Source organism: Christiangramia sediminis (genome assembly GCF_020552705.1).
Lineage (GTDB): Bacteria > Bacteroidota > Bacteroidia > Flavobacteriales > Flavobacteriaceae > Christiangramia > Christiangramia sediminis.
The window spans coordinates 188,359-209,354 of the sequence record NZ_JAJBZG010000002.1 but is presented as its reverse complement, the minus strand read 5'-3'; the positions used below and the strand labels follow the sequence as shown (position 1 = coordinate 209,354).

At 37.9% G+C, this 20,996-nt stretch carries 16 protein-coding genes; 8 read left to right on the top strand and 8 right to left on the bottom strand.

Going from position 1 to position 20,996, the window contains the following annotated elements:
* The first annotated feature begins 100 nt into the window (after positions 1–100).
* Positions 101–2,026, top strand: coding sequence for a molecular chaperone DnaK (gene dnaK / locus LGQ90_RS05285; protein ID WP_229338908.1), 1,926 nt, complete (start codon positions 101–103; stop codon positions 2,024–2,026).
* A gap of 117 nt (positions 2,027–2,143) precedes the next feature.
* Here the strand turns inward: dnaK and LGQ90_RS05280 are convergent, their stop codons facing one another.
* Positions 2,144–3,406 (bottom strand): Nramp family divalent metal transporter, encoded by a 1,263-nt coding sequence (locus LGQ90_RS05280; RefSeq protein ID WP_229338906.1) that lies wholly within the window; start codon positions 3,404–3,406, stop codon positions 2,144–2,146.
* A 99-nt stretch (positions 3,407–3,505) separates the two neighbouring features.
* Positions 3,506–4,141 carry an alpha/beta hydrolase gene (locus tag LGQ90_RS05275; RefSeq protein ID WP_229338904.1) on the bottom strand — a complete coding sequence of 212 codons (636 nt, stop codon included), beginning with the start codon at positions 4,139–4,141 and terminating at the stop codon, positions 3,506–3,508.
* Between the two features lie 45 nt (positions 4,142–4,186).
* Between LGQ90_RS05275 and LGQ90_RS05270 the strand changes: the two genes are divergently transcribed.
* From LGQ90_RS05270 to LGQ90_RS05250, 5 genes are all read left to right on the top strand, one after another.
* Positions 4,187–4,606 carry a PaaI family thioesterase gene (locus LGQ90_RS05270; RefSeq protein WP_229338902.1) on the top strand — a complete coding sequence of 140 codons (420 nt, stop codon included), beginning with the start codon at positions 4,187–4,189 and terminating at the stop codon, positions 4,604–4,606.
* A gap of 2 nt (positions 4,607–4,608) precedes the next feature.
* Positions 4,609–5,760 (top strand): chorismate-binding protein, encoded by a 1,152-nt coding sequence (locus tag LGQ90_RS05265; protein WP_229338900.1) that lies wholly within the window; start codon positions 4,609–4,611, stop codon positions 5,758–5,760.
* Positions 5,761–5,810: 50 nt separating this feature from the next.
* The gene (menD, locus tag LGQ90_RS05260; protein WP_229338898.1) at positions 5,811–7,544 is read left to right on the top strand and encodes a 2-succinyl-5-enolpyruvyl-6-hydroxy-3-cyclohexene-1-carboxylic-acid synthase; all 1,734 of its coding nucleotides are present in this window, start codon (positions 5,811–5,813) and stop codon (positions 7,542–7,544) included.
* Positions 7,545–7,611: 67 nt separating this feature from the next.
* Positions 7,612–7,956, top strand: a complete 345-nt coding sequence (locus LGQ90_RS05255; RefSeq protein WP_229338896.1) for a DUF2853 family protein — start codon at positions 7,612–7,614, stop codon at positions 7,954–7,956.
* Positions 7,957–8,054: 98 nt separating this feature from the next.
* Complete coding sequence (locus LGQ90_RS05250) at positions 8,055–8,894, top strand: CvfB family protein (RefSeq protein WP_229338894.1); 840 nt, start codon at positions 8,055–8,057, stop codon at positions 8,892–8,894.
* Here the strand turns inward: LGQ90_RS05250 and LGQ90_RS05245 are convergent.
* Positions 8,891–9,340 (bottom strand): hypothetical protein, encoded by a 450-nt coding sequence (locus tag LGQ90_RS05245; RefSeq protein ID WP_229338892.1) that lies wholly within the window; start codon positions 9,338–9,340, stop codon positions 8,891–8,893. The two genes, LGQ90_RS05250 and LGQ90_RS05245, sit on opposite strands and share 4 nt — an antisense overlap.
* A gap of 153 nt (positions 9,341–9,493) precedes the next feature.
* On the opposite strand from LGQ90_RS05245, the gene LGQ90_RS05240 reads away from it, so the two are divergent.
* Together LGQ90_RS05240 and LGQ90_RS05235 are read left to right on the top strand one after the other, a co-directional pair.
* On the top strand, positions 9,494–9,898 hold the full coding sequence (locus LGQ90_RS05240; protein WP_229338890.1) for a DUF2059 domain-containing protein: 405 nt from the start codon (positions 9,494–9,496) through the stop codon (positions 9,896–9,898).
* Positions 9,899–10,000: 102 nt separating this feature from the next.
* A complete protein-coding gene (locus LGQ90_RS05235) occupies positions 10,001–10,840 on the top strand; it encodes a 1,4-dihydroxy-2-naphthoyl-CoA synthase (RefSeq protein ID WP_229338888.1) in 840 nt (279 codons plus the stop codon).
* A 63-nt stretch (positions 10,841–10,903) separates the two neighbouring features.
* On the opposite strand, the gene LGQ90_RS05230 is transcribed toward LGQ90_RS05235, so the two are convergent.
* From LGQ90_RS05230 to uvrA, 5 genes are all read right to left on the bottom strand, one after another.
* Positions 10,904–11,776 (bottom strand): alpha/beta fold hydrolase, encoded by an 873-nt coding sequence (locus LGQ90_RS05230; protein WP_229338886.1) that lies wholly within the window; start codon positions 11,774–11,776, stop codon positions 10,904–10,906.
* A gap of 140 nt (positions 11,777–11,916) precedes the next feature.
* Complete coding sequence (locus LGQ90_RS05225; RefSeq protein ID WP_229338884.1) at positions 11,917–14,316, bottom strand: alpha-ketoacid dehydrogenase subunit alpha/beta; 2,400 nt, start codon at positions 14,314–14,316, stop codon at positions 11,917–11,919.
* A 194-nt stretch (positions 14,317–14,510) separates the two neighbouring features.
* On the bottom strand, positions 14,511–17,324 hold the full coding sequence (locus LGQ90_RS05220) for a gluzincin family metallopeptidase (protein WP_229338882.1): 2,814 nt from the start codon (positions 17,322–17,324) through the stop codon (positions 14,511–14,513).
* 77 nt (positions 17,325–17,401) lie between these two features.
* Positions 17,402–18,091, bottom strand: a complete 690-nt coding sequence (locus tag LGQ90_RS05215; protein WP_229340053.1) for an LOG family protein — start codon at positions 18,089–18,091, stop codon at positions 17,402–17,404.
* Positions 18,092–18,103: 12 nt separating this feature from the next.
* Positions 18,104–20,935 (bottom strand): excinuclease ABC subunit UvrA, encoded by a 2,832-nt coding sequence (gene uvrA, locus LGQ90_RS05210; RefSeq protein WP_229338881.1) that lies wholly within the window; start codon positions 20,933–20,935, stop codon positions 18,104–18,106.
* Positions 20,936–20,996: the final 61 nt, after the last annotated feature.

Here is a 20,996-nt window from a genome sequence, read left to right as displayed (position 1 = left end):
AACTTATGACAACCTGTCAGATGTTTTGCGCTGGCATAATGATTGACTTCTTGTGACTGTAAAATTGATAAAACTAACGTAAAAAACAAGTTATATAGTTATGAGTAAAATAATTGGAATTGACTTGGGTACCACAAACTCCTGCGTTGCCGTAATGGAAGGTAGTGAGCCAACGGTAATACCCAATGCCGAAGGAAAGAGAACTACACCGTCTGTGATCGCATTCGTAGAAGGTGGTGAAATAAAAGTTGGTGATCCTGCAAAACGTCAGGCAGTAACTAACCCAACAAAAACTATTTCTTCTATTAAAAGATTTATGGGTAATAAGTATTCTGAATCTTCTAAAGAAGCAGGTAGAGTACCTTATACTGTAAAGAAAGGTGATAATGATACTCCTCGTGTAGAAATAGATGGTCGTCTTTATACTCCGCAAGAACTTTCAGCAATGATACTTCAAAAGATGAAGAAAACTGCTGAGGATTATCTTGGACAGGATGTGACCGAAGCGGTGATTACCGTACCGGCATATTTTAATGACTCTCAGCGTCACGCAACAAAGGAAGCTGGTGAGATCGCAGGTCTTAAAGTAAGAAGAATTATAAACGAGCCAACCGCAGCAGCACTTGCTTACGGATTGGATAAAAAATCTCAGGATCAAAAGATCGCTGTGTATGACCTTGGTGGTGGTACATTCGATATTTCTATTCTTGAACTAGGTGACGGGGTATTTGAAGTACTGTCTACTAATGGTGATACGCACCTTGGTGGGGATGACTTTGATGAAGTATTGATCGATTATCTTGCAGACAACTTTCAGAAAGCTGAAGATATAGATCTTAGAAAAGATCCTATGGCACTTCAACGTTTGAAAGAAGCTGCCGAGAAAGCGAAGATCGAGTTATCTTCTTCTTCTCAAACAGAGATCAATCTTCCTTATGTTACTGCTACTTCTAGTGGCCCAAAACACCTTGTGGAAACAATCTCTCGTTCTAAATTTGAGCAGTTAGCTGCTGAATTGGTAACAAGATCTATGGAGCCTGTGAAAAAGGCGCTTAGTGATGCAGGTCTTTCTAAAAGTGATATTGATGAGGTAATTCTTGTTGGTGGATCAACCCGTATTCCTAAGATCCAGGAAGAAGTTGAAGCATTTTTTGGAAAGAAACCTTCTAAAGGTGTGAACCCAGATGAGGTTGTGGCAATTGGTGCTGCGATTCAGGGTGGTGTACTTACAGGGGACGTTAAAGATGTATTACTTCTTGATGTTACTCCACTTTCTCTAGGTATTGAAACTATGGGAGGAGTGAACACAAAATTGATCGAATCCAATACCACGATCCCAACCAAAAAGTCACAGACTTTCTCTACGGCGGCAGATAACCAGCCATCGGTTGAAATTCACGTGTTACAGGGAGAGCGTCCAATGGCGACAGATAACAAGACAATTGGTAGATTCCACTTAGACGGAATTCCACCAGCGCCAAGAGGAACTCCTCAAATTGAAGTGACTTTCGATATTGATGCTAACGGTATCATTAAAGTAAGTGCTACAGATAAAGCAACTGGTAAGTCTCAGGATATTCGTATCGAAGCTTCTTCAGGATTAACAGAAGAAGAGATCGATAAAATGAAAAAAGAGGCTGAAGCAAATGCTGATGCTGATAAGCAGGCAAAAGAGAAAGTTGATAAGCTGAATGAAGCTGATGCAATGATCTTCCAGACTGAAAAGCAGTTGAAAGAGTTTGGTGATAAATTATCTGATGATAAGAAGAAACCAATTGAAGATGCCTTGGAAGAGCTTAAGAAAGCTTACGAAACTAAAGAAGTTGAAACGATCACTCCAGCTTTAGAAAAGATCAATGAAGCATGGAAAACAGCTTCAGAAGAGATGTACAAAGCTCAGGCAGATGCTCAAGGTGGCGCAAACGGACAGCCAGGTGGACCACAACAAGGTGCAACCGGTGCTGAAGGCGGAGACACTAAGAGTGGAGATGATGTAGAAGATGTAGATTTTGAGGAGGTAAAGTAAGCAGAGAACAGATTTTGCCTTGCAAAATCTTGTGAATCGCTTATCCCGAGCAAAGCGAGGGATCTTTACGAAATCACATAATATAAATGAAAAGCCTCGCAGCAATGCGGGGCTTTTTTATTGGAACAACGTGTAGATATAAATACAATTAAAAATGACCAATAAGACGAAACATATCAGGCTGAAAATTCGATAATTTCTATTTGGTCTGTCTTCTGCAGCCATTTGATCTCCAGTGACAAGTTTATAATTAAACCAGGCGAGGAAAGGAGCAGACAGGAAGGAGAGAGCGGTGGCAAAATCTATCAGTACCGTAAATGAAGCGGTAAAGAAATAGAGGATAAGCAATGAAAGAATGGGGATAATAAAAACATTTAGTTTATAGCTTTTCCATTTTTGCTCTTTTTTCCATTTCGGTCTTTCTTCGGCAAAAATTTCAGAGATCACTCTGGGAAAAGCATCAGTTACGGCAAGGGTAGTGGAAAGCATGGCGATAAATGCAGCTACACCAATTAAAGGTTTGCTCCAGTCACCAAGAGTTTTTCCGTAGAGATCTATCAGCTGACCTGAAAATTCAACTCCATTGCCGGAAAAACTAACACCGCTGCTAAACATAATCAAAACTCCCATTAAAAAGAATAATAGCCCTATGATCGCTGCAGCTAAATAACCCACATTAAAATCTGTAAAAGCCTCTTTTAAAGAAGTTCGCCTGTTATTTCCCAAGGCTTTCTCCTTGGTCCAGATAGAATGCCACACCGAAGCATCCAGCGGAATTGGCATCCAGCCCATAAAAGAAATTATAAAAGCAATGCCTAATTTATTCCATACATCTGGTGTTTCCACCGCTATGGCATTTTCAAGTCTTCCGTCTCCAAAGGCTAGTATTACCGCGGTTAAAGTGGCCAGGCCTAAAAGGCTTACAATAGCTTTCATAGTTTTATCCAGTGCCGGGTATTTTCCTATAAGCAGCAGGGCGATACAAACTCCTATAATTACAAAACTCCAGGTAAAAGAAGGCCAGCCCATTCCGAATAATTTTTCTGCCAGACCAGCGGTAACAATGGTTACTGCAGCCTGTATAATGAACATACTGCCTACGGTAATTATTATAAAGGTCCAGTAAGGGAATTTTCCCAGTTTTTTATATCCGGTTATTAAATGGTTTCCTGTGCCTGCAGCATAGCGCGGACCGAATTCCAGAAAGGGATATTTGGTAATACAGGCAAGTATTAACACCCACAATAATAAAAAACCATAATCTGCTCCCGCCCGGGTAGCCTGAACCAAATGTGAAACTCCAATGGCGGCTCCGGCTAGAAGAAATCCGGGACCCAGGGTTTTGAAAATAGATGTTTTAGCAGATAATTTTTTTTTCATTGATTCAATAGGATTGAGATTTCTCACTTTGTTCGAAATGACAAAAATCATTAATTGGAGATATCCTGAAATAATGGTCAGATCAAGAAGTCGATCAAATTAAGCAAATTTCGAGATCAATTCAGTATTTACTTCGTGGCCACCTTTAAATGTATGTATCTCCAGATTTTTTGGAAAGATCTCATGCAGTCGGTCTTTTTCTACTTTTACTATTCCAGATTTTAGATATTCGTCTTCTAGTCCATAAATAAAACTAAATTTTGTTTCCTTGAGAAAACTAAAATCATCCGTTTTTAATTCCTGCGGAACTTTTCCGGAAAGCATGATAAGATTTTTACACTGAATCTTCCTTCTGCCTACAAATCTAGTCGCCACAGAAACTCCCTGGGAGTAACCTAAAATATTCAGGTTTTTGACCTCAGATAAATTTTCAGCTTCAAATACTTTGTCCAGGTAATTCAGCGTATTTTCAATTCCTTCTTCCAGATTTTCACGGGTAAGCCATGATGCTCCAACATGCCTGTATTCACCATTCAAATAATATTTAGACTGTGCCTGCGGTGCGATGATATAATTTTCTTCCGGGTCTAAATGTTTGAAGTATTTCAGAAAATATTTACTCAGGTAGCCGATACCATGAAATACCAGCCAGACTGTTTTGGTCTTGTCGGTTCTTGCATTTAGAGTAGAATAGGTGTTGGATATAGTGTAAGAAAGACTTTTCTCTTTGCTCATGGTTCTTTGCGGTTTTGTACTTTTACAAAGTAACCAATCTTTTAAATGATGACGAAGGAAGAACTGCTTGAGCTTTCAAAAAAAGTATGTAAAAATACGTTGATGGAAACTCTGGAAATTGAATTTACTGAAATTGGCGATGATTTTCTTATAGCAAAAATGCCGGTTAATTCAAGGGTACACCAACCCGATGGCGTTCTGCACGGTGGTGCCAGTGTTGCCCTTGCAGAAAGTGTGGGAAGTATGGCCAGTTATGTTTTTTTAAATACCGATGAATTTTTTGTGAGGGGAATTGAAATTTCAGCAAATCATTTAAAAAGTATTAAAGAAGGCTGGATATTTGCCAAAGCAACTTTTATTCATAAAGGTCGAACTACGCAGCTTTTTGAGATCAGGATTACAGATGAGGCGGCAAACCTTATTTCAATCGTAAAACTTACAACTATAGCGCTACCAAAGAAATAAAAATGACTGAGTCGATTGATTTTTTTCAAAATTTAAATGATTTCTTAAGAGATAAAAGAGCCTTTGTAGTTTATAGAAAACCGGGTTCAAGCTCTGTTAAAGCCTTGTTGCAAAAAGATTCAATTTCGCATAGGCTTAATGATTTTTCTGAAAGCGGCTTTGCTTTTGCTCCTTTCAATGTTGAAGCTACTCCTTATTTAATTCCAGTTGAGGAATCTGATTTTTTCGAATTTAATTTTCCTGCTGAAACTTCCTTAGATGACAGCTCTGAGGATGATTTATCTTCCGGGGTAGATTTTGAGTTTATGGAGGTAGATCAAAAAAACCATGAGCAACTGGTTCAAAAGGGGATCGACACTATTAAAAAGGGAGAATTTCAGAAAGTAGTGCTGGCAAGATCTGAAAAGGTACAGGTGTATGATCCAGATCCCACACGTATCTTCAGGAAGCTTCTTAAAAAATATCCCCAGGCTTTTGTTTATCTATGGTTTCATCCTGATACTGATTACTGGCTGGGAGCAACTCCGGAGAGCCTCTTAAATGTTGAAAGAACTCGTTTTAAAACGATGGCGCTTGCAGGGACTCAGCTCTACAAAGGTAAAATTGATGTAGCGTGGGGACGAAAAGAGGTAGAGGAACAGGAGTTTGTAAAGGATTACATTCTTGAGTCTCTTGAAAAACTTAAAGGAGTAGAGAATGTAAGCTACAGCAAGCCTTATTCGGCAAAAGCAGGAAATCTGCTTCATATTTGTACTGATATTTCCGGAAGTTTGAATAGCCAGGAAGACCTGGGAGCACTTGTAAAAACTTTACATCCAACTCCCGCGGTTTGCGGTCTACCTAAACAAAAAGCTTTGAGTTTTATTCTGGAAAATGAAGAGCATTCAAGGGAGTTCTATTCCGGATATCTGGGAGAGTTAAATATGAAATCTGAGCATAAAAGAAATTCTAATAGAAGGAATCAGGAAAATCAGCAATTTACAGCTATTTCAAAAAAAACAGATCTTTTTGTGAATTTACGCTGCATGAAATTAAAAGATGGAAATGCCCGGATCTTTGTAGGTGGCGGAATTACAAAAGATTCAAATGCGGCCGATGAATGGATGGAAACTGTCAATAAATCGCAGACCATGAAATCTGTACTTGTTAAATAAGCTCAAAAACTGCCTGCAAAATTGCCTGTAAATTGTAATTTTGAGCTTCTATGAAATATTCGAAAATTCCCGTTGCCCGCTCAGTGGTTGCACTATGTGTGGCAAAAGATATCAAACATGTGGTAATTTCTCCAGGTTCCAGAAATGCACCACTCACCATAGGTTTTACCCATCATGACGAAATAACTCCATACAGTATCGTAGATGAACGCTGTGCGGCTTTCTTTGCCCTGGGAATGGCTCAGGAATTAAAGAAGCCTGTTGCCCTGGTATGTACTTCAGGATCGGCATTACTTAACTATTATCCTGCGATTGCCGAGGCTTATTACAGCGATATTCCCCTGGTGATCATTTCATCAGATCGGCCGGTGGAGCGAATAGATATTGGTGATGGTCAAACGATCAGGCAAAAGAACGTCTTTGAAAATCATATTGTTTATTCGGCCAATCTTTATTCAGAACTGGTGCTGGAAAATGAAACTCAGGACCTCAAACTTCAGCAAAAGCAATTTGAGGCTCAAAAGCATAATGAGCGGGAAGTGAATCTTGCCCTTAATAAAGCTATAGAGGAAAAGGGGCCGGTGCATATCAATGTTCCATTTTATGAACCACTTTACGATACCGTGGAGAATATAGAAGTGAATCCGCTTCAAATATTTCCGGAGATCAAGGAAAGACATTATTCTAGAAATCAACTTCAGAATTATGCCGAGGTATGGAATGCTGCAAAACGAAAAATGGTAATCGTCGGAGTAGCACAGCCAAATGCTGTTAACCAAAAATTTTTAGATGATCTTGCAGAAGATCCAAGCGTCATCGTCCTGACCGAGACTACTTCAAATTTACATCAGAAAGAGTTTTTCACCAGAATTGACACCTTGATTGGTCCTATTGAAAAAGATGAAAATAAAAAGGATCTATTTAATAAGTTACAGCCAGATATTCTTCTAACTTTTGGCGGAATGATCGTGTCTAAAAAGATCAAATCTTTTCTCCGAAATTATAGTCCTAAACACCACTGGCATATAGATTCAAAAAAGGCTTACAATACGTTCTTCTGTCTTAATAAGCATTTTGAGACAGATGTGAATTCGTTTTTTTCAGAATTCTTCCTGCTTACTGAAAGAACTGAAAGTGACTATGGCTCTTTCTGGAAAGAAATTAAAAAGAGAAGACAGAAACGTCATGAGGAATATATGGCAGAAATACCATATTCCGACCTTAAAGCTATGCAGGAAATCTATAAACTCATCCCGGAAAATTCGGTTTTACATTTTGGAAATAGTTCTACCATACGGTATGCACAGCTTTTTCAGTGGCATAAAAGTTTGAAAATGTATTGTAACCGAGGAACCAGTGGGATTGACGGAAGTGTTTCTACTGCAGTAGGAGCCTCTGTTAGTTCAAAAGACCCTGTTACCCTTATAACTGGTGACCTGAGCTTCTTTTACGACAGTAACGCCCTTTGGAATAATTATATTCCATCGAATTTCCGGATTATTATTCTGAATAATAATGGAGGAGGAATTTTTAGAATATTACCGGGAAATAAGGATTCAGAGAATTTCGAAAAATATTTTGAGACTATCCATGATCTCAAAGCTAAACCTATATGTGATCTATATAATTTAGAATATCAAAAGGCAAATTCAGAAGAAGATATTCAGGATGCTATGCGGGATTTCTTTTCAGAATCTGGAAAGCCCAAGCTTCTTGAAATATTTACACCAAGAAAGCTTAATGACCAAGTTCTTTTGGAGTATTTCAATTTTATGAAATCTTAAACTTCATATAACACTTCTTAAGATTCAAAATTCTTATATTACTGGAAGTTTAACCAAAAATATTATTATGAGTAAACTTGACGAAAAGGTAGGACAGTATATAGATGATGTAAGATCAAAAGTAGGAGAAGACAATCCTGATGTTGATCTTATCAGGAAAATTGCAGCATCTATGGGGCCAAGCATTTATAATGCTGATGCTGAAACTGTTTCTGCTTCCAGCGAATCTGAAGTGGAAACGGTAAAAAAGAACTTCGTGATGAAGAAGCTTGGAATTACAGATGAAGGAAAGGTAAACGAAGCGGTTAACCAGGTGCTCGAGAAATACGGAAAGTCCAATAGAAATAAATACAGGGTAGTGGTGTACTATCTTCTTACCAAACATTTTGGAAAAGAGAGTATATTCAATTAGAAATAAGAATAAGAAAATAGATCCGTTTTGGGGATAATCCTTAAAACGGATTTTTTTATATACGATTAACAGTATCTTTGTACGCTAAAATTTATTTTATGATCCAGTTAGGGGAATTTCACGATTTGATAATTATTAGGGAAACCGATCATGGTATCTATCTTGAAAATGAGGAGGGTGATGAGGTGTTATTGCCTAACAAATATGTGCCTGAAACCTGGATGGTTCATGATAAGATCAAGGTATTTGTATACCTGGATCATGATGAGAGACCCGTTGCAACAACACTAAAACCAAAAATTAAGCGAGACCAGTTTGCAAATCTTACTTGTGTGGAGGTGAGTAAATTTGGAGCTTTTCTTGATTGGGGATTGGAGAAACATCTTTTTGTTCCATTTAAAGAGCAGGTGATCCCGATGCAAAAAGGCGAAAGATATCTTGTTTTTTGTTATCTGGATCTTGAGACTGAAAGGCTTGCCGCTTCCTCTAAAGTTCATTCTTTCCTGGATAATTCGGTTTTAACGGTAAAGCCATTTGAAGAGGTAGATCTACTGGTTAGCAATCAAACAGATCTCGGTTTTAATGTCATCATCAATCAGCTTCATCTTGGACTTATTTATCAGGATGAGGTTTTTAAGCCATTGCATATCGGAGATGAGATCAAAGGTTTTATTAAGAAAATACGTGAAGACAATAAAATTGATATTAGTCTGCAAAGACCTGGATACAGAAGTATAGAACCCAATGCCCAGAAGATCCTGGATAAATTGAAAACCGCTGGTGGATTTATAGATCTAACCGATAAATCTGCTCCAGATGATATTAAGAACCGGCTTCAAATGAGTAAAAAAAGCTTTAAAAAGGCGGTGGGAACACTTTATAAACAACGTCTGATAGAAATCAAGGAAGACGGACTCCTGCTAAAAGAATCAGACTAATAATTGTAATTATAAGGAGAGGTATATCTACGGGTGCCGAAGCCACGTTGATTATAGCTATTTAAAAAAGTAGGATAATAGGGGTTCATGAAAATATCATCCTGATCTCTGGTTCGCAAGTCTCCTGAAATTTCAAAAATTTTCTTTTCTTTTTTTCGCCGTGGTAGCGGAGAGCCAAGATCAACTTCCTGTTGAACACGATTTCTGTTCATCTTATCTATCACTGCAAGCATATCTATCTGGTCATCCTGTATATCATTTTTCAAATGTAAAAATGAACCATCGGGTAGACTGAAGTTTGATTGGGTCTGCCAGTTGAAACTGAAATCCCTCCAGGTGTTATCAATACTTCTGTTACTGATTTCAAAATCCTCACGATCCCAGTATTCCTGAGCTTGTAAGGAAGATCCCAATAACATTAATAAAATAAGCAACCGAAATTTCATCTAATTCTTTTTTGAAATTATATCAAAAACAATGCAAACTTATAAGTTTTATCTTCTGAAAGTAAAATATTCCTGAAAAAATACTTTAGTATCATCCAAGAAATGCAATAATCTTTTATTTTCGTCCTGGAATTATTCAATCTATATTTTATTATGAAAAAAATTATTTTCACTTTAAGTTTTCTGGCAATCAGTTTAACATCTTTTGCACAGGAGGCTTCAAGTTTTGAGGCAAAAGCTGTAAAGCTTATTAAGTTAACCGCAGGTCAGCAATTTGATATTATGACCGAACCTATCATTAAAATGGTTCCTGAAGAAAATCGCGAAGCTTTCAAAAAAGAACTTGCGGAAAGTACCCAGGGTCTTTATACAAAAATGGCAGCAGTTTATACTGAAAGTTTTACTGAAGAGGAAATTGATAAGATTTTAGCTTTCTACGCCACACCCGTAGGTGAGAAAATGGTAGCGGTAACTCCTGAACTTACTAAAAAGGGAATGGAAATAGGCCAGGCCTGGGGAATGGAACTCCAGCCATTAATGGCTAAATATATGAAGTAATCATAATTACTTTTATCAAAGCCTGCTGGATCACAGCAGGCTTTTTTTATTCAGCTTTCTGAAACGAATGGAAAGTTCTATTTTTACATTAAAATAATTACCATGTCTAAAATTCACTGGGAAACAGTAAAAGAATACGAAGATATCACCTATAAAAAGTCTAACGGAGTAGCCAGGATCGCATTTAATCGACCTGATGTTAGGAATGCATTCCGGCCTAAGACCACTTCAGAGCTTCTTGATGCCTTCCATAACGCTCACGAAGATACCTCGGTGGGAGTAGTTTTATTATCGGCAGAAGGACCTTCTTCCAAAGACGGAAAGTGGGCCTTTTGTAGTGGCGGGGATCAAAAAGCAAGAGGTAAGCAGGGCTATGTGGGTGAGGATGGTTATCATAGATTAAACATTCTGGAAGTTCAGAGATTAATTCGTTTTATGCCAAAAGCAGTTATTTGTGTAGTGCCGGGCTGGGCCGTAGGAGGAGGGCATAGCTTACATGTGGTTTGTGACCTTACCCTGGCAAGCAAGGAACACGCTATTTTTAAACAAACCGATGCTGATGTTACCAGTTTTGATGCTGGTTACGGTTCAGCATATCTTGCGAAAATGGTTGGACAGAAAAAAGCACGTGAGATCTTCTTTTTAGGTAGGAATTATTCGGCCCAGGAAGCATACGAAATGGGGATGGTGAATGCTGTAATTCCTCATGATGAACTCGAAGATACGGCTTATGAATGGGCACAGGAGATCATGGAAAAGTCACCTACTTCCATCAAAATGTTAAAATTCGCAATGAATATGACAGATGATGGAATGGTTGGTCAGCAGGTTTTTGCTGGAGAAGTAACCCGACTGGCTTATATGACAGACGAGGCCAAAGAGGGTAGAGATGCATTTCTTGAGAAAAGGAAACCGAATTTTGAAAAAAAGTGGATCCCTTAATTTCAGTATCTAGTTTCCAGTATACAGTAATCAGAATTACTTGAACTAACTGCAGGAACTTGGTTAAGCTTCCTTAGCGAATTCATGTATTTTTTCAGCGATTTCTTCATAAACTTCTTCCTGTAATAAATGACGGGAGGAAAGTAAATGTGTTTCCTGAGTATCGGTATATTTTTCCAATTCTTTACTGAAATGTTTGTAGGTAAGCGCAGGATCATCTTTTCCCCAGACTGCCTGGATGGGATAATCAACGTTCTTTAAGGCCTTCAGAACTAAAGCCTGAAATTTATCAGATTGATTGAAATTTCTCATGATCTTAAGAAATGCTTTACCGTCATCGTTTCTTTTTAAAAGATCTACATAAGCCTTAATTTCAGCGGAGGGAATATTGGAAGTATCATTTACCCCCATCTGTGAGAACATAACAGGCCAGGTGAGGTGGGTAATAGTTTTTAATTCGGCCTCACCCAATAGTTTCTTTTCAAAAGGACGCATCACCAATGGTTTCTTAAAATACTTAATATCTATCATGGTATTAAGAATCGTAAGAGAGCGCACCTTTTCGAGATTTTTTGCAGCTAAAGCAAAACCTATAGGTCCGCCGATATCATGAACTACAAGATGAAATTTGTCGATTTTAAGCTCTTTTATTGCTTCCGCAAGAAAATCGGCGAAATTATTAAAATCATATATAAAATCTTCAGGTCGGTCTGAAAGCCCAAGACCGGGGAGATCCACCGAAATTCCGCGATATCCTTTTTCTGCAAGGGAATCTATAAGCTTTCGGTATAAAAATGATGAAGTGGGAACTCCATGTACACAAAATACGGCTTCACCGCTTCCTCTATCCAAAACAAAGGTTCTTATTCCATTTATTTCTAAATATTTTCCTGATCGCTCATGCTCTCTAATAAGCCTTCCTACTTCCTGACTCATAATACCTTACTATTTTCAGATTATATTAAAAGTACGGTTTTAGTCTTCCTTTATTGAAAAGTAATTTATAAGGTAAGGTTAAAAGAAATAAAAAAAGCCGCGAATTATTCCGCGGCTTCCTCTTTATATAAGTGTTTGATTTATCTCAATTTTGGATATTTCTGAGGATTTGATTCATGCATAATAGAATAGATCTTTTCAAAGATATCTTCAGAAGATGGTTTTGAAAAATAGTCTCCATCCGTCCCATAAGCCGGTCTGTGTTCTTTGGCCGTTAGGGTTTGAGGTTTACTATCTAAAAATCTGTACGCATTTTGCTCATCCAGGATCTTTTGTAGAATATAAGCCGAAGCTCCTCCCGGAACATCTTCATCTATTACTAAAAGTCGGTTTGTTTTCTCGACGCTTTTTACAATATCATGATTAATATCGAATGGAAGTAATGACTGAACATCTATAACCTCTGCATCAATATCAACTTCGTTCAATTCTCTGGCCACTTCTTCCACAATTCTCAGGGTTGATCCATAAGAGACCAAAGTGATATCACTTCCCTCACGAACGGTCTCGGTTACACCAATAGGAGTTTTAAGCTCTCCTAAGTTCGTTGGAAGTTTTTCTTTTAATCTATATCCGTTCAAACATTCAATGACCATAGCCGGAGTATCAAGCCCTAATAAAGTATTGTAGAACCCGGCAGCTTTGGTCATATTTCTCGGAACCAGTACATACATACCTCGAAGTAAATTCAGCATGCCGCCCATTTGAGAGCCACTATGCCATATACCTTCCAGCCGGTGACCTCTGCTTCTTACGATAAGAGGCGCTTTTTGCTTTCCTTTGGTACGATAATGTACGGTGGCGAGATCATCACTCATCCCCTGAAGACAGTACATCACATAATCAAGGTATTGAATTTCAGCAATTGGTCTTAAACCTCTCATAGACATTCCAATTCCCTGTCCTAAGATGGTAGCTTCTCTAATACCGGTATCAGAAACTCTAAATTCTCCGTATTTCTTCTGAAGTCCTTCAAGTCCCTGATTTACATCTCCAATTTCTCCTGAATCTTCCCCAAAGATCAGAGTTTCAGGATATTTACTGAAAATAGCATCAAAATTATCCCTTAAAATAATCCGGGCATCAACTTCTTCTGAATCATCATCAAATGTGGGAAGTATTTCAATTTTCGTATCCTCTTCTTTATAAAGGTGAGAGGCATAATCATTATAGGCCAGTTCTGAAAATTCATTCAACCAGTCAATAATAGCGGTTTTTTCAGAAGTATTTTCGCCAATTAGGTATCTAAGCGTTTTTCTTGCAGCAGATACAAGGTCTTTTTTAAATGGTTCCTTAAGTCCTGCGATCTCTTTCTTTATAGATCTAATGAAATTCGAATTTGAACTTGACCCTGCGGCATTCTCAAGAAGTTTAAGCAATTCTTTTTGCTTGGTAAGAGTAGGATTTAAATAGGCTGTCCAGGCTTTGTGCTTGGCACCTCTGATCTCTTTTTTAATTTCCTTCTCCAGTTCATCTAATTGCTCTGAAGTAGCAAAATCATTCTCGATCATCCATTCTCTGAACTTCAGATTGCAATCATGTTCTTTCTCCCATTTAAGTCTTTCTTCAGACTTATATCTCTCATGAGACCCAGAAGTTGAATGACCCTGAGGCTGTGTTAATTCTATCACGTGAATAAGCACGGGACAATGTTCCTTTCTAGCGATCTGTGATGCTTTTTCATAAGTATCAACGAGAGCGGGATAATTCCAACCTTCTACAACAAAGATCTCATATCCCTTATTATTTTCGTCTCTTTGAAATCCTTTCAGGATCTCGGAGATATTTTCTTTGGTGGTTTGGTGTTTTGCATGAACAGAGATTCCATATTCATCATCCCATACATTCATTACCATAGGAACCTGCAATACCCCGGCCGCATTAATGGTTTCCCAGAAGTGACCTTCACTAGTACTTGCATTTCCAATAGTACCCCAGGCCACTTCATTTCCCTTGTCAGAAAATTTTTCAGCCTGAATTCCATCAACATTTCTATATATTTTTGAAGCCTGTGCAAGTCCCAGCAGACGTGGCATTTGTCCAGCAGTAGGAGAAATATCTGAACTGGAATTCTTCTGTTCCATAAGATATTTCCAATCTCCATTTTTGTCCAGACTATGTGTCATAAAATGACCACCCATTTGGCGCCCTCCAGACATAGGTTCATTTTCAATATTGGTATCAGCGTAAAGTCCGGCAAAGAATTGTTCAGGAGTAAGTTCATTGATAGCCATCATGAAGGTTTGATCACGGTAATAACCAGATCTAAAATCTCCGTTTTTAAAAGCTTTAGCCATAGCTAGCTGTGGTACTTCCTTTCCGTCTCCAAATATTCCGAACTTCGCCTTCCCGGTAAGTACTTCTCTTCTTCCTAAAAGACTGCATTCTCTACTGGTAACAGCAATTTTATAGTCTTCAAGAACCTGAGATTTGAATTCATCAAATGAAATAGAATTTTCAGTTTGTGTCTCGCTTTGCATGAACATTATTTTGAATGGTAACAAATGTAGCGAAAAGTATGATTAAATACAATTCAAATTTTCGACCTAAAAATGATAATAATGCAATTTTAACCTTTAATTATTATTTATTTTAGAATTAAACATCTACTTATTAAGAATTCGTTGACAATACCGAAATTAAGCTAAGGATGTTTTAATAATTGATTTATAGTTTAATACCAGCGCCTCGTAAACAATCTGATCAAGGTATTTAGATCTAGTGCTACAATAAATCTAATTCTCTGGTCATAATCCGGTTCATCGATCTCCCAGCCTAGACTAGAATATACAGGAAAGAAAAGTTCAAAATAATCCTGCACAAGACTAAGTCTTATTCCGGAATCATATAAAAGTTCACCGTTATCACCTCTGTTTTTAACTATACCCACATCTCCGTAGGCATAGATCCACTTCCAGATATTGGTGCTGGCATTCATGGTGGTAATCCATTCGTTGGCATATTCGGGTTGTAACTGGGATTTAAAACCACCTTCGGCTACGATGATCTGCTGGCTGAAAAGTCCGCTTCCCTGGCTTCTACCGTAATAATTATAATCGAATAAATAATCTGTTGGCCTGTCCAGGGCAAAACTGAAGTAATCATTAGATCGCACATCATTATATAGAAAAGTACCCGCGAAAAATCTTAAATTAATTTGCCTGTTATTGGTAAATAATTTTCGGTATTCCCCGGTCACCGAAATTTTACTGAATTTATCTGATAGCTGATAATCTACAGAGGCAGTAAGATGCTTGAGAAAATTGGGATTACTGTAGCTGTAATTAACGTTAAAAACATTGTAATCTGGAACCAGGAGAGGATCTAACGGATTTTGGTCCCTGCTTACATTTATATTTCTAATAGAAAGGCGTTGTCTTTCATTGCTCCTTAAATAGGAGTTACGAAAAGAGAATACCAAAAATGGGGTAAATTTTTCGTAGAAAAGATTGTAGCCGTAAGAAAAGCGGGAGCCTCCAATTCCATAATAGATCAAATTAAGTTCTTTATTCTCAAATTGATGTGAGTTGTAGAATGAAGCCGAACCTACAAATGTCTTACTGTTGAAACCATATTTTGGAGAAATTGAAAAATTAAAGGTCTTACTTAGAACGGTTTTATTGTATAATTTTGGACCTATAGCAACACCATCATAGAGGTTGTATTCAAATTCAGGCATAAAGAATACCTGGTTATAGCGTGGATCTTCCACGTCCTGAAAAAACCTGAACTGGAAGGGCTTATCAAGTAATTTTGTAACTCCCTCGTAATTGTTTCGTTGATTGAATTCAGGGATTTCCTGTTCATAATTAAGGGCAAGGCGCTCAAAATTATCAGTATTTGGAATTTTTACAGTTTTAGTATTTCGAACATTCTCAACCCATTCCTTATAAACCGCTTCTCCATCTTTTAAGCCATATAAGCTAACCGGCATTTCTGTATCACTAAGATTTTTAATGGTTACTTCCAAAGAATCTTCGAGTCTCTCAATATTTGTAATCTTAAAATCTATTTTTTTATTGGTACTAACATAATCTTCATAGAACCAGGAAATATCTTTTTCGGCATTTTTTTGAAGCACACCAACAAAATCATCATCGGTTACCGGCTTCAGTTTATATTCTGAATAGAATTCTGAAATTGATTCTTTTACCGATTCATCACCCAGAAATTCTTCTAAATATTTAATTCCCACTCCTGCTTTATAGGCATTGGCGATATTCTTATTAAACTTCACCAAGGAATCCTGACTGGTAATAAGTGGCTGATCTAAATTCATCCTGGCCATATTCATATACAGGAATTGATACTGATCGTTAAATTCCAGATCGGCAGCATGAAACCATCTAACCCCAATGATCTTGCTCAGGTTTCCTATTAATTTCATTTTAGGATAGTACTCATCAACATAATCCATCATTAAAGAAACCATGATTGCATCGGTGACCCATTTTTCTGTTCTTGGATCCAAAAGAATAGTATTCTGAAGATAGTTATTGGTGATAGTCTTAAATAGTTTTAAATCATATTGAAAACCATCAGGGAAGGGTCTAATAAAACTTGGAAGTTGATTTAACCCATAAATCGGGCTATTCAAATAGTCTTCCTGAGTGACAAAAATATTCTTGTGTGGATAGTCACCCAGCCTCTTATTGAGAAAACCAACAGTCCTGTCGAGTAATGTATTTTTAACATCCAGCTGAATATCTTCATCTTCAATATTAGTAATGACCTGGGTTGAATTCGCTTTTAAAGATTCAAAAATGAAAGATTTCGTCAGATATATTTTACTATCCACTCTATCTTCTCCAGAAAAAATGATGGTTTTGTACCCCTGATTTGTAATTGTTCTTAATAGGTCCAGGCTCGAAGCCGCATAAAATTCAGTAGGAACATCTATGGAAATATTTACTTTATGAGGTCGTAAATATTGTAATCCCAGGTCCTGGTGACTATATAATTTCCAGCCATTATCCAATGGGGCAGGAACCATGTACCAATACCTTAATTTATAATTACCTTCCCCATCCCGGCCGTAACGGGTGAATTTATCATCCGGAACTTTTACTTCATAGTTTAAATGTAAATCTATTGAATCCCCGGGAGCTAAGGGTTCTTCCAGCTTTATTCGAAGAAGGTCCACAACATTTCCCGGTCGGTCCCATTCCAGGCTAGATCCAGATTTTTTTTCGACTGTATTTATAGTAGTATACCCGCGCTCTCTATCTTTGGCAAAGTGAAAACGTCTTGCATAATCTTCAGCAAAACGTTTTGCCAGAGCAGAGGTTTTTGAGCTGAAAGCATTATTCCAGTCATTTAGATAAATACTTACCAGTTCTCTTTCTTCTGTATTAACAAACGTAATATCCTGATCTATTTGCAGGGTATGTGTGCTGTCTATAAGACGCGCCTTCACATTGATGACATTCTGAGCAGAAAGCCACCCTGAAAAAATGAAAAGAATCAGGAATAACGAAAGGTTCTTCAACTAGCAATAGTTTTAGTGCTGATAAGCAATCAGGGCTAAATATAAACAAACTTTGATACCTTCAACAGGCCTGTTAACTAGAAATTAGGACTAAGATTATATTCATCATAGAATTGATCAAGGATTTCTATCACTTCATCTTCGGTATCTACCACCTGGACCAGATCTATGTCTACTGCACTAATATTATTGAAGCTATCTAAAAGGGTTGTTTTGATCCAGTCTACCAGGCCGCCCCAAAATTCACTTCCTACCAGTATGATCGGGAATTTATCGATTTTATGGGTTTGGATAAGGGTGATGGCTTCAAAAAGTTCGTCCAGTGTTCCAAAACCTCCGGGCATTACCACAAAACCCTGAGAATATTTTACGAACATTACCTTACGTACAAAGAAATAATCAAAATCGAGACTTTTGTCGTTGTCTATATATGGGTTATCATGTTGTTCAAAAGGTAAATCAATATTCAAGCCTACAGAAGTTCCCCCGGCAAGATGAGCACCTTTGTTACCTGCTTCCATGATCCCTGGGCCACCACCGGTGATCACTCCGTAACCATGGTCAACAATTTTTTTAGCAACTCTTTCTGCCAGTTTATAGTATTTCATATCTGGCTTGGTCCTGGCAGAACCAAATATAGATACACAAGGTCCAATTTGACTTAGCTTTTCATAGCCGTTGACAAACTCTCCCATTATCTTAAAAATCGCCCAGGAGTCATTCGTTTTTATTTCGTTCCAGGCCTTATTTGTACTATGCGTCTTCATCATTATTTTTGGTTAGTTTAATTCCTTTTTCAGGAATTTTGCTGTATAGCTTTTTTTGTCTTTAACAATCTCTTCAGGAGTACCGGTGGCAACAACTTCTCCGCCACCTTTTCCTCCCTCATACCCAATATCAATAATATAGTCTGCCATCTTGATAACATCCATATTATGTTCAATAATTAAAACGGTATTTCCTTTGTTGGTCAGGGTATTTAGAACATCCATTAGCACTCTGATGTCTTCAAAATGTAAACCAGTGGTTGGCTCGTCTAATATATAGAAAGTATTCCCGGTATCTCTTTTTGAAAGTTCTGTGGCTAATTTGATTCGCTGGGCTTCTCCACCAGATAGGGTAGTGGACTGCTGTCCCAGGCTAATATAGCCAAGACCTACATCCTGTATGGTTTTTAGTTTTCTATAGATCTTCGGGATATTTTCAAAGAATGGAGTAGCCTCATCTATGGTCATTTCCAGTATGTCTGAAATAGACTTTCCTTTGTAACGAATTTCCAGTGTTTCCCTGTTGAAACGTTTTCCCTGGCAGGTTTCGCATTCAACATATACGTCGGGAAGAAAATTCATTTCAATTACTCTAAGACCGCCACCTCTGCAGGTTTCACATCTTCCTCCTTTTACATTGAAACTGAAACGACCCGGTTTATAACCTCTTATCAGCGCCTCAGGCGTCTTGGCAAAAAGACTTCGTATTTCTGAAAACACCCCGGTATAGGTAGCAGGATTGGATCTTGGGGTACGACCAATAGGACTCTGGTTGATATCTATCACCTTGTCTATATGGTCCAGGCCTTTTATACTTTTATATGGTTTAGGTTTTTTTACCCCATTAAAATAGTGCGCATTCATGATAGGGTAGAGGGTCTCGTTGATAAGTGTGGATTTTCCACTACCTGAAACTCCGGTAACCGCGATCATCTTACCCAAGGGGATGCTGATATTTACATTTTTTAAGTTATTACCAGTGGCTCCTTTAAGTTCTATTTTTTTGCCATTTCCTTTTCTTCTCTCTTGGGGAACCGGAATTTCTTTTTTCCCACTTAGATAATCTGCCGTGAGCGTATCATGTTCCATAAGTTCGGCAGGGGTACCTTCACTAATAATCTCACCACCATGCTTACCTGCTCTGGGACCTATATCTATAACATGATCGGCTCTCTCAATCATATCTTTATCATGTTCCACCACAATAACGGTGTTACCAATATCACGGAGGGATTCCAGGGAATTGATCAGTTTTTCGTTATCTCTTTGATGCAGGCCTATACTAGGTTCATCAAGAATGTATAGTACTCCAACCAGTTGAGATCCTATTTGAGTAGCAAGCCTAATTCGCTGCGCTTCCCCGCCTGAAAGTGATTTTGATCCACGGTTAAGATTAAGATATGTTAATCCCACATCCAGTAAAAACTGGAGTCTCGTTCTTATTTCTTTAATGACTTCTTCCGCTATCTGAAGCTGTTTATCGCTAAGTTTTTTTTCAATCCCTTCAAACCATTTATAGAGGTCGGTAATATCAAGATGGGCAAGTTCAGCGATATTTTTATCATGAATCCTAAAGTAAAGAGCTTCTTTCTTTAATCTTGATCCTTCACATTCAAGACAAATAACTTTGTCCATATATTCTTTAGCCCATCTTCTTAAAGAGGTGGAATCGTTATTTCTATAAGTGGTTTCAATAAAAGTGGCAACCCCTTCAAAATCAATTTTATAATCCCGGGTGATACCCAATGCTTTAGACTCACGGGAGAATTTTTCTTTTCCCCCATGCAGGATCATTTCCAGTGCTTCTTCAGGAATCTTTTTGATGGGATCATTTAAGCTGAAATCAAATCTTTCCGAGATCAATTCCAACTGAGAAAATACCCAGTTTTTCTTCTGTGGGCCATGAGGTGCCAAACCGCCATTTTTGATAGTTTTCCCCCTGTCTGGAATAATTTTATCAGTGTTAACCGTATAAAGAGTACCAATGCCATTACAATTAGGACAAGCCCCCTTAGGAGAATTAAAAGAAAAACTATTAGGTTCTGGATTGGGATAACTAATCCCTGTGGTAGGACACATTAAATTCCTGCTGAAATACCTTATATTTTCTGTTTCCTGATCAAGAATCATTAAAGTATCGTCTCCATGATACATGGCTGTTTTAATACTTTCTTCGAGGCGCTTATCAGAATCTGGTTTGTCTTCAATCTTTAAACGGTCAATAACGATCTCGATATCATGAGTCTTGTAGCGGTCCAGCTTCATACCTTTTTCAATATCCACTAATTCTTCATCTGCCCGGACTTTTATAAAACCCTGCTTTGCGATCTGTTCAAATAATTCCCGGTAATGACCCTTCCTACTTCGGATAACCGGGGCCAGAATACTAACTTTTCTATCTTTAAATTTTTCAAGGATCAGGTCCTTAATTTGAGAGTCGGTATAACTTACCATCTTCTCGCCGGTGTTATAACTGTAAGCTTCTGCGGCCCTGGCAAAAAGTAACCGGAGAAAATCATAGATCTCTGTAATAGTACCTACAGTACTTCTGGGATTTTTAGAGGTGGTTTTTTGTTCTATGGCGATAACCGGGGAAAGGCCCTCAATTTTATCTACATCCGGTCTTTCCAGGCTTCCCAGAAACTGACGTGCATATGCTGAAAAGGTTTCAATATAGCGCCGTTGTCCTTCAGCATAAATAGTATCAAAAGCCAGGGATGATTTACCCGAACCGGAAAGACCTGTAATAACCACAAGCTTTTCTCTGGGAATATTAACATCAATGTTTTTTAAATTATGAACCCGGGCTCCGAGTACTTCAATTCTATCTTCAGTTTTTGCCATATATTTTTTCAAGGTGGCAAAGTTACTTATTGTATTATTATTTAGAAAGCTATTGGCAATC

What these genes read in the sequence shown, in the direction of transcription:
- dnaK (WP_229338908.1), top strand. Translation starts at nt 101, where the DNA reads ATGAGTAAAATAATTGGAATTGACTTGGGTACCACAAACTCCTGCGTT.
- LGQ90_RS05280 (WP_229338906.1), bottom strand. Translation starts at nt 3,406, where the DNA reads ATGAAAAAAAAATTATCTGCTAAAACATCTATTTTCAAAACCCTGGGT.
- LGQ90_RS05275 (WP_229338904.1), bottom strand. Translation starts at nt 4,141, where the DNA reads ATGAGCAAAGAGAAAAGTCTTTCTTACACTATATCCAACACCTATTCT.
- LGQ90_RS05270 (WP_229338902.1), top strand. Translation starts at nt 4,187, where the DNA reads ATGATGACGAAGGAAGAACTGCTTGAGCTTTCAAAAAAAGTATGTAAA.
- LGQ90_RS05265 (WP_229338900.1), top strand. Translation starts at nt 4,609, where the DNA reads ATGACTGAGTCGATTGATTTTTTTCAAAATTTAAATGATTTCTTAAGA.
- menD (WP_229338898.1), top strand. Translation starts at nt 5,811, where the DNA reads ATGAAATATTCGAAAATTCCCGTTGCCCGCTCAGTGGTTGCACTATGT.
- LGQ90_RS05255 (WP_229338896.1), top strand. Translation starts at nt 7,612, where the DNA reads ATGAGTAAACTTGACGAAAAGGTAGGACAGTATATAGATGATGTAAGA.
- LGQ90_RS05250 (WP_229338894.1), top strand. Translation starts at nt 8,055, where the DNA reads ATGATCCAGTTAGGGGAATTTCACGATTTGATAATTATTAGGGAAACC.
- LGQ90_RS05245 (WP_229338892.1), bottom strand. Translation starts at nt 9,340, where the DNA reads ATGAAATTTCGGTTGCTTATTTTATTAATGTTATTGGGATCTTCCTTA.
- LGQ90_RS05240 (WP_229338890.1), top strand. Translation starts at nt 9,494, where the DNA reads ATGAAAAAAATTATTTTCACTTTAAGTTTTCTGGCAATCAGTTTAACA.
- LGQ90_RS05235 (WP_229338888.1), top strand. Translation starts at nt 10,001, where the DNA reads ATGTCTAAAATTCACTGGGAAACAGTAAAAGAATACGAAGATATCACC.
- LGQ90_RS05230 (WP_229338886.1), bottom strand. Translation starts at nt 11,776, where the DNA reads ATGAGTCAGGAAGTAGGAAGGCTTATTAGAGAGCATGAGCGATCAGGA.
- LGQ90_RS05225 (WP_229338884.1), bottom strand. Translation starts at nt 14,316, where the DNA reads ATGCAAAGCGAGACACAAACTGAAAATTCTATTTCATTTGATGAATTC.
- LGQ90_RS05215 (WP_229340053.1), bottom strand. Translation starts at nt 18,091, where the DNA reads ATGAAGACGCATAGTACAAATAAGGCCTGGAACGAAATAAAAACGAAT.
- uvrA (WP_229338881.1), bottom strand. Translation starts at nt 20,935, where the DNA reads ATGGCAAAAACTGAAGATAGAATTGAAGTACTCGGAGCCCGGGTTCAT.